At 44.8% G+C, this 13,142-nt stretch carries 11 protein-coding genes; 5 read left to right on the forward strand and 6 right to left on the reverse strand.

Translation table 11 applies throughout. From position 1 onward, the window contains the following. Window positions 1-55: 55 nt before the first annotated feature. Window positions 56-1,156 (reverse strand): cell division protein ZapE, encoded by a 1,101-nt coding sequence (gene zapE / locus IP485_RS01630; protein WP_194363077.1) that lies wholly within the window; start codon window positions 1,154-1,156, stop codon window positions 56-58. A 133-nt stretch (window positions 1,157-1,289) separates the two neighbouring features. Continuing rightward, window positions 1,290-1,949 carry an alpha/beta hydrolase gene (locus tag IP485_RS01635; protein ID WP_198325713.1) on the reverse strand — a complete coding sequence of 220 codons (660 nt, stop codon included), beginning with the start codon at window positions 1,947-1,949 and terminating at the stop codon, window positions 1,290-1,292. A gap of 341 nt (window positions 1,950-2,290) precedes the next feature. On the opposite strand from IP485_RS01635, the gene IP485_RS01640 reads away from it, so the two are divergent. The 3 genes from IP485_RS01640 (at window position 2,291) to xseB (ending at window position 4,764) form a co-directional block, all read left to right on the forward strand. Further along, window positions 2,291-2,659 carry a hypothetical protein gene (locus IP485_RS01640; RefSeq protein ID WP_198325714.1) on the forward strand — a complete coding sequence of 123 codons (369 nt, stop codon included), beginning with the start codon at window positions 2,291-2,293 and terminating at the stop codon, window positions 2,657-2,659. Between the two features lie 256 nt (window positions 2,660-2,915). After that, the gene (xseA, locus tag IP485_RS01645) at window positions 2,916-4,460 is read left to right on the forward strand and encodes an exodeoxyribonuclease VII large subunit (RefSeq protein ID WP_198325715.1); all 1,545 of its coding nucleotides are present in this window, start codon (window positions 2,916-2,918) and stop codon (window positions 4,458-4,460) included. A gap of 58 nt (window positions 4,461-4,518) precedes the next feature. Then, the gene (xseB, locus tag IP485_RS01650) at window positions 4,519-4,764 is read left to right on the forward strand and encodes an exodeoxyribonuclease VII small subunit (RefSeq protein ID WP_194363073.1); all 246 of its coding nucleotides are present in this window, start codon (window positions 4,519-4,521) and stop codon (window positions 4,762-4,764) included. A gap of 66 nt (window positions 4,765-4,830) precedes the next feature. On the opposite strand, the gene pncB is transcribed toward xseB, so the two are convergent. The 4 genes from pncB to IP485_RS01670 all read right to left on the reverse strand — a co-directional run bounded on the left by pncB (window position 4,831) and on the right by IP485_RS01670 (window position 11,153). Beyond that, entirely contained in the window at window positions 4,831-6,057 is a 1,227-nt protein-coding gene (gene pncB / locus IP485_RS01655; RefSeq protein WP_198325716.1) for a nicotinate phosphoribosyltransferase, read from the reverse strand. A 276-nt stretch (window positions 6,058-6,333) separates the two neighbouring features. Beyond that, window positions 6,334-7,266, reverse strand: coding sequence for an ATP-binding cassette domain-containing protein (locus tag IP485_RS01660; protein WP_198325717.1), 933 nt, complete (start codon window positions 7,264-7,266; stop codon window positions 6,334-6,336). A 65-nt stretch (window positions 7,267-7,331) separates the two neighbouring features. Next, window positions 7,332-9,260 (reverse strand): glycine betaine ABC transporter substrate-binding protein, encoded by a 1,929-nt coding sequence (locus tag IP485_RS01665; protein ID WP_198325718.1) that lies wholly within the window; start codon window positions 9,258-9,260, stop codon window positions 7,332-7,334. Window positions 9,261-9,674: 414 nt separating this feature from the next. Beyond that, window positions 9,675-11,153: a coniferyl aldehyde dehydrogenase gene (locus IP485_RS01670; protein WP_198325719.1), complete on the reverse strand. Its 1,479-nt coding sequence runs from the start codon at window positions 11,151-11,153 to the stop codon at window positions 9,675-9,677. A gap of 409 nt (window positions 11,154-11,562) precedes the next feature. On the opposite strand from IP485_RS01670, the gene lipB reads away from it, so the two are divergent. Continuing rightward, a complete protein-coding gene (gene lipB, locus IP485_RS01675) occupies window positions 11,563-12,396 on the forward strand; it encodes a lipoyl(octanoyl) transferase LipB (RefSeq protein ID WP_198325720.1) in 834 nt (277 codons plus the stop codon). Between the two features lie 193 nt (window positions 12,397-12,589). Further along, window positions 12,590-13,120, forward strand: a complete 531-nt coding sequence (locus IP485_RS01680) for an inorganic diphosphatase (protein ID WP_110923013.1) — start codon at window positions 12,590-12,592, stop codon at window positions 13,118-13,120. Window positions 13,121-13,142: the final 22 nt, after the last annotated feature.

The raw sequence follows: 13,142 nt of genomic DNA on the forward strand, positions 1-13,142 counted from the left end.
CCTTATTTATCGTTATCTCTTACTATTTTTTGCTAATAACTTTTAACATTGTCAGCTACGCTGCATCTTCAACGCGGTGATCAGATCGCAGATAGTCCTCTGATTGCATCTCAAGCAAACGTGAGCGAGTACGCTCAATCTCAAAGGCCAGTTTTTCTCCTTGATACAAGTCCAAAATCGACTGCTCTGCTCGCACAAGCAGTTTGACACGGCGATCGTAAAACTCATCAACCAGATAAATAAAACGGCGCGTTGGATCACGTAGGTCATCATCTAGCGCTGGTACTGAATCCACTAACACCGTACTGAACTGCTTGGCAAGTTCGATAAAATCAGCAGCTGAGCGCGGTGCCATACATAGATGACGGAAATCGCAAAACAAGATATCTTCGGTACGAGCGTTAATTTTGACCTCACGGCCGTTGATAGTAATGGGCTCTTTACTGATTTTTTGGTTATTTGATAGGCTAGCAAAACGGTTGGCCAACCAATGGTAGTTGGCTTTAGTCAGGGGCGATTCATATAACTCTGCTTGCTGCAAGACACGCAGACGATAATCAATACCAGAGTCAATATTCATCACGGCAGTGTGACTTTCAACTTCCGCAATAGCTGGCATAAAACGGTCACGATGCAGGCCGTCTTTGTACAGCCCAGATGGCTCAATGTTTGATGTGGCGACCAAAGTAATACCGCGCTCAAACAACATGGTAAACAGATCACCCAGTATCATGGCATCAGAGACGTTAGAGACAAAAAACTCATCAAAGCAGATAATAACCGCTTCTTTATAGATGATATCAGCCACTTTTTCAAGCGGATTACTTTCGCCTTGTAGCTTGTTTAGCTCTTTATGAACGCGCTGCATAAAGTGATGAAAGTGCAGACGCATCTTACGCTCAATGGTCAATGAGTCATAGAACATGTCCATCATCCACGTTTTGCCGCGCCCTACGCCGCCCCACATATATAAACCCATTGGTGCCACCGGTTTAGACTTTAAAAAGCCAAAAAAGCCTTTCTTTTGCGGTGCGCTATTAATGAGCTGATGATATATCTCATCAAGACAACTCATGGCCTGAAATTGCTGCTCATCTCGAGTAAATTCATCGGTACTGACGGCTTTCTCGTAACGTTGCAATGGAGATAAACTCATAATACGACTCATCGTTGGATTAAATAAATGTCAAAATAGTGGAACAATTTAGCACGGTGCTGGTGCTACCAAGCAAGCCATGCTAAACCATATCAAAACGAAAACTATGAAGCTGAGCTAGGTAACAAACAAATTAGCTGTCTTGTCCAAAGCTATGCTTTTCCAATAAACCTTTCAGCTCTGATAGACGGCCATGAAAAAAGTGACCCGCGCCATCCACAACGCTTACCTCAATACCTAAGCGATCAGCAAATGCTTGCATATTGTCAGGTTCGATCACCTCATCCGCATTGCCATAAATCTCAAAGGTCTTATCAACGGGCAAGCTGATATCACTGCTGTCATTTTTTTCGACTGACGGGGCGATAAGGGCGATTTTTGATATCTCAAAATCACTCACTCCCCATATATGTGAGGCCTCCAGCACTTGCTCAGCCACGCGTGCCGTGACATAACCACCAAAAGAAAAACCACCAAGCCAGAGCTTGCGGGCATTGGTTTGCTCGGTGATCCATTGTAGCACGGTCATTGCGTCGACCACTTCACCTTCGGCATAGTCATGCTCGCCTGTCGACTGGCCAACACCGCGAAAGTTAAAGCGTACCACATGCATGCCATTATCACGGGCAAAACGATACATGGTCGTGACCACTTTATTATTCATCGTCCCATCAAACAACGGATTGGGATGACACAGCAGCGCTACTGTATCTGTATTTAGGTCGTTAGGATTGTCTTGTTGCCATAGTGCGTCGACCTCGAGCACACCAGCAGGAGCAGGAATCAATTGCATAAAATTACTTATTAATAAAAATGGAAGTTAGTAAAAAACGAATGGCTCAATTATCCTAGATATGAGGTATATTTCAAGTAGTTTGCTGTGTACGGCTGCGACTTGTTTTATTTTAGACTCATACTATTTATCGATAGATGTGCGATGTTACTTGTTTTGGAATGTATCATGCAGAAATGTGTCATGCATAATAGCATTCACTGGCAATGCCACTGTAATACAGCACACAATAACCGTCTAGACACTTAATACGTAGATAGGCTATCTTCATGAGACTTGCTTATCACTGCTATCGTTTTGCGTGAGAAATAGGTTCTGTTTATAAACTTTAGGAATTATTTATGAATATTTTCAATAAAACTGTTGGTTTGACCACCACGTTAGCGGCTGTACTCGTATTGAGTGCCTGCCAGAGCACACCTTCATCACCAGTGATTCAACGTGCCAACTCTATCTATGAGACAACAGGCATCGCCGAGACTAAAGTTAAAGCGCAGCAAAATGCGATAGATAGCGCGCAAAAAACTTGTCGAAGTAAGCAAGTGATCATCGTCGATGACAATGTCAAGTATAATGGCATCTTAAATGAAAGTACTGGCCGTATGGTTGGTCAAGTAGGTGCTGTCGTTGGCTCGATATTTGGCACGGGAACACCAGACTTATCACGCGATGATGATTATGAATATACCATTAACTTCCGCTGCCAATAGGCCGATAAATAGCGAACTGATTTTCCCTATACGCTAACTGTCTATAGATAAAACCAAGCTTAAGATCCAATCACTAATATCAAATGACATACAATATCCACTAAGCAAGTAGCCAACAAACTGCGATATAGATAATATATCAATCAAAGCTTGTTGGCATCGCTTTTTGTGTGCTCTCTTTTACGTTAAACTACTTCTATTGTATTTAACATGCTCTCATCAGCCTTTACGTCTTACTTATCTTTGGTCTTTTATCATGCGCAAACCCAATCTTTCAAGCACCAAACAAGCCAAAGTATTAACGCCTGCCAAAGATTTGGCGACTTTAGAGGCCGAACTCGCTGAGCAAGAAAACAATCTTGAAGTGAATTTAGAGGATACCGTCCTACGCCTGAGTGACTATCTCTCAGCAGTTGAGATGGTCATTAAACAAACCTTTGATCATAGAGTATGGGTCAAAGCAGAAATCCGTAATCTATCGAGTAAAGGCGGTCACTACTATTTTGAGTTGGCCGAAAAAGACGATGATGGCAAAGTGGTCGCCAGCTGCCGTGGTAATCTATGGCGCTTTAAAGCGGCCCGTGTCTTAGCCAAGTTCGAGCGGGCAACGGGTATGCCACTTGAGCGTGACTTGACCGTACTACTCAAAGTATCGGCAGGATTTCATGCTCAGTATGGTTTCTCCATTACGATTGAAGACATCGATCCGAGCTATACGCTAGGCGACTTGGCACGGCAATATGCAGAAATGGTCGACCGCTTAACAGGCGAAGGCCTATTACATCTCAATCAGCAGCTACCTGCGCCATTTGACATCGAGCATGTGCTGGTTATCGCTCCCGAAAAGGCGGCTGGATTGGGAGATTTTCAAGCGGATGCGGATCGCTTAGCCAGTATAGGTGCATGTCACTTCCACTACCATCATGCGACTTTTCAAGGCAATCATGCACCAAGCGAAATCCGCCAAGCCATCGTCAGTGCTCAGCAGCAGTTTTATGAGACGTATCAGCACCTGCCGGATCTATTGGTCATTATTCGCGGTGGCGGTGCGGTTGGGGACTTGGCTTATCTTAATGATTATGAGCTGGCAGCGTTGGTTGCTGAGCAGCCTATTCCTGTCTGGGTAGGTGTGGGTCATGAGCGTGACAAAGTGATTTTAGACGAGGTGGCACATACAAGTTTTGATACGCCATCAAAAGTAATCGCCGCCATTAGCAGCCACTTAGCCCAGCTCATCGCTCAGACGCTGCAATACCAAGCGCAAATCAAGCAAGCGGCTCAGCGCCAATTAAATACTGCCGAGCAACAAACTGCGCGCCAGTTGAGTCAAATACAATCACAAACTATCGGGCAACTGACTGCTCTACAAAAAGACAGTGATTATGCATGGCGTAGTATTCAGCAAAGCGCCCAGCGACAAGTCAAACAAGCAGCCAGAGTGACCACTGAGCACTATCAGCAAACGCAAACCTTGGCTCAGCGGCAATTAACGGTAGCCTCTATAGCTGGCAAAAATAACCAAACAACCATCATGCATAGCGCGCAGCAGCAGCTGATACAAGCGCAGCGCGATAGCGAACATCTACGCGATATCGTGCTATTACATCGCCCTTCCCGCGTGCTCAAGCAAGGCTACACCATGCTAACGGATGCCAAGGACAAGCAAACGCTCACTAGTAGTACCCAACTCTATCCCGAGCAAACTGTTCACATCATTTTAAAAGATGGGAATGCAACAGCACAGATTGTTAATGTCAATACGGATAAGAAAGCGACGGAAACCTCAGATATTCCAACTTAACCACATAATAATATCTAACGATTACTGATTTACTTACCTTTAAAAATTAGGAAATTCTATGACTACCACAACTCGCCGACGCAAAAAAGCCGCCCCAAAAACCTTTAAGGCGGCTTACGATATTCTAAAAACCAATGCCGCTGAATTGCAGCAACAAGACGAGCCTGATATCGACAACCTAATGACCACGGTCGAAGAGTCTATTGCCGCTTATCGAGTTTGCGAGACCCGTATCAACGCCGTACAACAAGCATTAGACGCCGCCTTTGCCGAAGAAAAATCTACTAGCAGCATTGATAGTTAAATAAAAACCTGCCACTAGATAGCAGCTAATTAGTCAAACCAAGCTCATTTGGGCTCTGCCTTTCGTTTAATCAGGCTCATCCACCTCAAACACTTGGCGAAGATAGGCAAGATAGGTGTCGTTATTGATCATGGTCTTGCCGGGGCTATCAGACAGCTTAGCCACTGGCTGACCATTACACTCCACCAATTTCAGCACGATATTGATCGGCGTGATACCCATATCGTTGGTGAGGTTGGTACCAATACCGAAACTGGTTCTGATTCGATCCTTAAAGTACTGATGCAGCTCCCATGCTTTTTCTAGATTTAGCCCATCGCTAAAGGTCAGAATCTTGGTCTTTGGGTCTATCTTGAGCTTTTCATAATGAGCAATCGCCTTATCACCCCAAACATAGGGGTCACCGCTGTCATGGCGCAATCCATCAAAGAGCTTGGCAAAATATAAATCAAAATCACGTAAGAACGCATCCATCCCAACCACATCTGTCAGCGCAATGCCCAAGTCGCCGCGGTACTCATGCACCCATGACTCCAGCGCGGCCTTTTGTGAGTCACGCAAACGCACATCTAGCGCCTGAAATGCCTGCATAAACTCATGCGCCATCGTGCCTATCGGTGTCATTCCAAGCTGCTTAGCCAAATAGACGTTGGATGTGCCACTCACAATTTTTGGTTCGGCTTTATATAATGTCTCGACCACATGGGCCTGCCAGCGTCTGCTAAATCGTCTACGCGTACCAAAATCTGCCACGATAAATGGCGGTTTGTCTTGGCCATTTTTTTTCTGCTCGCCAGCATATTGATGCAGCAACGCCACTTTTTCATCAAGGCGATGCTGACCTTCAGCAATCACGCTCTCACTGGAGAGTGCATTAAAATAAAGCTCGTTAACGATGGCCAGTACAAATACTTCAAAGAACATCGCCTGAATCATCGGTCCTTCGATATCGATAGATAAGCGGCCTTTGTCATCCGTACTGACCGTGATAAAACGGCGCTTTAGCTTAAACAGTTCCAGATAGTCGACAAAATCTGAGCGAATAAAACGTAAACTGCGCAGGTATTCTAGCTCATCTGGCAAAAATCGTAGCTCGCACAGGCTGTCTATTTGCTGCTCTAAATCCTGCTGAATATCCGCCAGTGGGTATGATGTGTCCTTATTATTACGGCAGCGAAAACGATAGACGCCATGTGTTTGCGGGAACTGGTGTAGCATGGCTTGTAGCATGGTAAATTTGTACAAATCATTATCAAGCAATGAGGTAATAATAGGTGCATAGGTAACGGTCATGCTATGGCCTTAAAAAGTGCAAAAGTAAAAAATAGATGTCACCTGATAGACTAAGCGACTTTATATATGGATAACAAATAAGACAAACCCAAAAATAATAAGGCGTCGATAAACCGTTAAGTATAACGAAGTTTGAGGTTTATTTCAGAGTTCGCACGTGATTGACACAAAATAGCATCTCAATAAGAACAGCAAATAGTCTATACCTAGTAGGGCTTAACCTCATTCAGTAAAACATGATCTACTCATCGGTTTCCCACTACTGAACAATGCCAATTATGCCTTTATGCTCATAAACTGCTCGACATAATGGTCTGCAGGCTGATGACGCAGCTCATGTGCCGTACCTGTTTGGATCAAACGACCGCCATTTAAAATACTAATGCGCTGACCTACTTTGACTGCTTCATCAATATCATGAGTGATGAAAACAATGGTTTTGTTTAGACGCTCTTGTAGTGCTAACAGTTGCTCTTGTAGTTGGGTGCGAATGAGCGGATCAAGGGCGGAGAATGCTTCATCCATCAATAATATCGGGTTGTCTGTTGCTAGTGCACGCGCCAGCCCAACACGTTGCTGCATACCACCAGACAGCTCATCCGGATAACTACCCTCTACATTTGATAGCCCCACCTCATTCAGCCAATGTCTTGCCGTTTCATGACGCTCGCTAACACTCATTTTACGCACACGTAGACCATAGGCGACATTTTGTATGACGGTCATATGCGGCACCAAACCAAAATGCTGAAAGACCATACTGATCGATTGCTGACGATAGTGCTGCAACTGTTTGTCATTCAGCGCTAAAATATTGATAGCATTGGTGGCAGTAGTCATGGCTGGCTTATCAGTGGATATATGGGGAGAATCATTCGCGTCGATGTCTGTCTTATTACCAGATTTATTGCCAGCTTTGACGTTAGTATTGTTAGCGGTATCTACCCATATCTCTCCACTGGTTGGATCAATCAAACGATTAATATGGCGTACTAGCGTAGATTTTCCAGAGCCTGACAGCCCCATTATACAATGTACTTCACCCGCCTCGATGTCCAGATTGATGTCATAAAGACCCACCGAATAACCCGTTTTTGCTTTTACCTCGATGCTATCCATACCGTCAGCCAATAGTGCCAATGCAGACTGCGCTTGCGTGCGAGTGGCATTATAAATCTTACTGATATTTTTTAGCTGGATATGGCTCATTATGACTCTCACTGTTTAGGTGGATTTTATTATTATAACTTTACGTGGTCACCGCTAAACAAATCTTACCCAATCGGATGTTTGCCCGCTTGAATGGTTTTTTGACGAGCACGCTTGCCTTGACCAAACGCTTGAGTGATACGGTCAATAATAATGGCAACGATGACGATGGCTGTACCCGCTTGTAGTCCTTGACCGATATTGAGGGTTTGAATGGATTGCAACACATCTTCACCCAGACCGGGGGCACCAATCATCGAGGCCAGTACCACCATAGAGAGCGACATCATTACCGCTTGATTAACACCCGCCATGATACTGGGCAATGCCTGTGGCAATTTAATCCAGATAAGCAGCTGCATATGAGTGCTACCAAATGAGCGACCCGCCTCTACCATCTCATGATTGACTTGCGTGATTCCCAACATCGTGAGGCGAATCAGTGGTGGCAAGGCATAAATAATCGTGGCAAATAGCGCAGGCACTTTGCCAATGCCAAACAGCATGAGCACGGGTATCAGATATACAAAGCTTGGCATGGTCTGCATGACATCCAGTACAGGCGTCACCACTTTGCGCAGCAGCTGGCTACTTGACATCGCAATACCAATAGGAATACCCATCACGATGGTGACCAGCACCGAGACGATGAGCAATGCCAATGTATCAATCAATGCGCCCCATAAGCCAAATGCTCCAATCAAAAACAATCCTGCACCGCATGCCAGCGCAAACCAAATCTTGCGGACACCAAACCAGCCAAGCACAGTTACAAATGCAATAATCAGCCAAGGCGGGATAGCGGTTAACAACCGCTCAATAGGTAGTAATAAATACGTGAGTGCCATGGTACTAATTGCCCGAAACACCCCTCCATAATTCTGAACAACACTTGATAAGGCGTTATTGAGTGGAGTCTCAAGTGACCATAAAGGAAAGCTTGATGAGCGCGCTGATGGATCAAGGCGCGAGGTGGCGGCATCAGCTGTCATAGTACCTGCCGAGTCCAGACCCAATTTAGCGGCAAGATTGATAGCCGCTTCATCGGTCAACCATCCTTGCCAAACGTTTGGATTCTCACGCAAGAATACCAACGCTTGCTCATCACCGCTACGTTTGCTCTCACTCATATCTAAGATAGCGCCGTTCAGCTCATCAGAGGTGAATTGCACCTTTTCAAAAACATCGACCAGCTCGGGATTGGTGTCAATAAATGGCGTAGAGACTGCGATACCTAAGGGTGATACCGGAAAACCTGATACACAATCCATTGTACCATCAGCAAGCAGTAGGTCTTGCCAACACGCATCTTTATGCGCCGGAAACTCTAAGGCGGCAAAGTCATACTTCGCCATCAGACCCGTGGGCTGCCAGTAGTAAAACAACAGTGGTTTATGCTGTTCAAAAGCGGAGGCGATTTCGGCGTCGAGCGCAGCACCCGTACCAGGATGGGCGTTATTAAAGATACTGTCCAGACCTGTGGTTTTGAGCAACCGCGTGTTAAAAATCTCACACGTCCAACCAGAGGGACAGTTCATGAAACGTGATCTATTTGGATCTTCAGGGTCTTTAAACAGCTCAGCATATTTTGGCAAATCTTGATAGCGACGCAGACCTGGGTTTTCCTCTAGCACATAACGGGGGACATACCACCCTTGGGTCGCCCCGCCTTTTAGCGTATCTCCAATGACAGCCACTTTGTTTTGTTCAATCGCTTGCTCCATGATAGGAGAACGCCCGATCCACTGCTCGCCAATCACCTGAATGTCATTTTGTGACAGCGCAGTATCCAATGCAGGCCCTGCTCCGGGTACCTCCTCAATCGTACAGCCATAGCCATCTTCAACGATATATTTGAGCACGCCCGAGATGAACTGACCACTCTCCCATGTCAGTGCCCCAAATTTGATGGGTGAGTCACAAGCCGCTGATGCCGATACAGGCAGCAGCAACGCACTCATGCACAGTAAACTTAAAGCAATCCATTGGCGCATGCGCTGTCCTATTTTTTGTTTTATATCGCATAAGAGGCTGGTTCACACAGTAAGTTTCAACATAGATCCTACGATGTCATATCCATCGATGATATCTCTAGCTTATTCAAAGATTACTTACTGTTGTTTAGACTTACTACAAAGTGTAGCGATTTATCAGAGTCATGACAAATGCTTATTTGTCAGTTATGACAGTAGATAACAGCCTTATCATGAGAATAAAAAACTGACCATAATAACGTCTCACTTTGACATAGCATCCGATACGCAATATCGTAGGCAAAAAAATAGCACTTATAGGCATAAGTGCTATCGATTACGTTATTGCTGATACTAACTTAGTGACTAATCCTAGAACTGTTGACAGTCATATGCTCATAAACCGCTGATTGTAAGTCCGATATCGTTCAACAGCTATTTTAAAAACAGCGCCATGGCCTTTTTAAACAGTCCACCATAAGGCGGTAATAAGAGGTTCAGGCCGTTTAGCTTAGACTGGACAAACACTGGCTTCATATGACTTAAACGCTCAAATCCATCCTTACCATGGTAAACACCGGTACCTGATTCACCGACACCACCAAACGGTAAATCATGCTGAGCCACATGTATCAAAACCTCATTGATACATAGACCACCCGAGACCGTGTTGTTACGCACTTTTTCGATACCACCATAGTTATCACCGAAAATGTATAAAGCTAATGGTCGTGGACGTGCATTCACAAACGCAATCGCGTCATCAAGTGTCTCATAATGCATGAGCGGCAAAATCGGTGCAAAAATCTCGTTTTGCATTACATCGCTATCAGGAGCAGGATCACGTACAATCACTGGCGGCATCAGGCGTGTCTCTATGTCTGATTCAACCGCTGTGAGGGCATGTACTTCCTCAGCTGATAATGCATCTAGGTAGCCTTTGACCCGTTTGAACTGCTCACCATTAATGATGCGCGAGTAATCAGGGTTGCTTTCAATATTAGGATAGTGCTTTGTCATCCACTCTGTTGCTAAGTGAATAAACTGCTCGTGATATTGGCGCGGAATTAATACATAGTCAGGGGCAATACAGGTTTGACCAGCATTCAGTGTTTTGCCCATCATCACACGATTGACCACAGACTCTAGATTGGCGTCGTCTAATACGATCACTGGTGACTTACCACCTAACTCTAGCGTCACGGGTGTTAGGTTCGGCGCAGCAGCTGCCATGACTTTCTTGCCTACCGCAGTAGAGCCTGTATATAATAAGTGGTCAAACGGCAACTCACTAAAGGCGGCCGCAATATCGACCTCGCCCAATACCACACATATCATATCTGGCGAAAAATAACGCGCTATCGCATCAGCGAATGTTTGAGCAAACTGCGGCGCGGCTTCACTCATTTTTACCATGATGCGGTTGCCTGCGGTGAGTGCATCAATCATCGGTCCAATGGCCAAAAACAGTGGATAGTTCCAAGGAACCATGATACCGACTACCCCTAGTGGCTGTGGTTGAATCTCATTATGGGCTGGCATGTATAAGGCAGAAATAGGCGCACGGTGCGGCTTCATCCATTTTTTGCCGTGTTTTTTGGCATGACTGATGCCTGTAAAACTAGGAAACAGCTCAGCAAACTGAGTCTCTGACTGGCTACGATAGCCAAAATCTGCGCTGATCGCTGTGGCAAAACTCTCTTGGTTATCGCTGAGCATGATCTCTAAGTTATCGAGCTGGTTTTCACGCGTTTGCCAATCGTTTATCGGCTGCGTACGGCTCAGTGCTTGCAAGCGCGAGAACTGCGCTTTCATCTCATCAATCGTCGTGGCGGTACTTAGGGCTTCGGGCAAACGTGCAAGGCTTGTACCGGTTAACGCCTGATCATGGATCTGTTGATTGCTGTCTGTCATTTGTTCTTCCTTGTCGTATTTATTGGCATCAATTGGGTATATTAGAGTGTGCGATTTTTTGGCATATCCTGACCCTAGAGTAGGAGCCTATCTTAAAAGGTCGCGTCCTACTCAGATTCCATTCATCATACTTTAATGTAGCGCATCACCCGCGCAATGAACAGCATCTTTGGTCGACTGCTGCGTCTGTGCTCGTGAAGGCTTCACCAGTTATATCAGGTCATTATATATTAGGGCGTGTTATAGGATATGTACTACCCACTATATAGCTTTGGCCAGTAAACCGAACGATGCTTTAGGCCATAATTTGAGCAATAGTTTTGAGTGATAGGCGTCAAAACTGCTACACTGCCTATTAGTAGTATTTATCTTTATCTCTATATTTAATAACAATAAGACAGACACCCTTATGCAAAATGCCACACAGCCGCTTAATGATATGCTGATCAGTAAATCCCTATCAGCAGCCGACTATAACCCGACTCACGATGCAATGCTTGAGCGTACGCTTGAGCGTATTGCCTTAAAAAAAGAGCAAGGTGTACGCACACCTGATGAATTATGGATTGTCGATCATAATGACGTTTACACACTTGGGCAAGCAGGCAAAGAAGAGCACATATTACAGCGCACTAATACCCCTATTATCAAGACTGATCGCGGTGGTCAAGTCACATGGCATGGACACGGGCAACTGGTGCTTTACTGGTTGTTTGATTTGAATAGTCTCAAATGGAGCGTGCGCAATCTAGTCTCTCATGCCGAACAAGCCATCGAGGATGTCATTAACGAGTGCTTATATAGCAAGCCTCTATCTGACAGTGCTCATTTCAGTGCCCATGCTCGTCGTGATGCGCCAGGGGTTTACTTGTATGCAGATATCCCTGAATCAGATAGCAATACCGATACACAAACCAACGACACACCTGTTGATGATAAAATCATGCTAGGCAAGATGGCCTCTCTAGGCTTTAAGATCAAGCATGGCTTTAGCTATCATGGTATTGCAATCAATCTAAATTGTGATTTGGCCGCTTTTAACGCCATCAATCCTTGCGGTTATGCAGGGATGCAAATGCTGCGCTTGTCTGATTTTGTGGCGATGCAAAAAGCGCCAAGTAAACAAAACACTCAACAGATAAGCAACGCGTTAAGCTATGAGCAAGTGACTCAGAAGCTGATTGATAATATTGCCAAACGTCATGCTGGACTGATTGAGTTACGAGCACTCGCACCCCAATAAATGCTCTGAGTCCATTTTTGCATAATCTCTTGCGCGCTTAGACTAAGCATTATGAGAAAATTTGCATCAAACTTGCTATAATCGCATGCAGTACAAATCGGGTGCTACAGTTCTTTTGCTAGTCTCCCAGCTCAACACTTTTACTATCATTTATTATTCAAACACTTAAAACAAAAGAAAATTGGAGTATTTTATGGCAGATTTTAATAAAATTCTAGACGCAGGCGACGTAGATGGCGGCATCATCAACGTAGTAGTAGAAATTCCAGCTGGTAGCAGTCACAAAATCGAATGGAATCGTGAGCTTGCAGTATTTGAGCTTGATCGTATTGATCCACAGATTTTTGCTAAGCCTTGTAACTATGGCTTTATCCCACAAACACTTGACGAAGATGGTGATGAGCTAGATGTGTTGTTGCTTACTGAGCAACCATTACCGACAGGCATTTTCTTAAAAGCCAAAGTAATCGGCGTCATGAAGTTCGTTGATGACGGCGAAGTAGATGACAAAATCGTTGTCGTACCTGCTGATGACCGTGACACAGGCAATGCTTACAACAGCCTAGCTGATCTACCAAAGCAGCTCATCAACCAATTAGAGTACCATTTTAGCCATTACAAAGACCTGAAAAAACCAGGTAGCACAGTGGTTGAGTCTTGGGATGATGTTGCAGAAGCTAAAGAAGTGATTAAAAAATCTATCCAACGTTGGAAAGATCTATAATTTATCAAAGGTTGGCAGAAAT

It is taken from the genome of Psychrobacter sp. NG27, assembly GCF_016106655.1.
In the GTDB taxonomy this organism is placed as follows: Bacteria; Pseudomonadota; Gammaproteobacteria; order Pseudomonadales; family Moraxellaceae; genus Psychrobacter.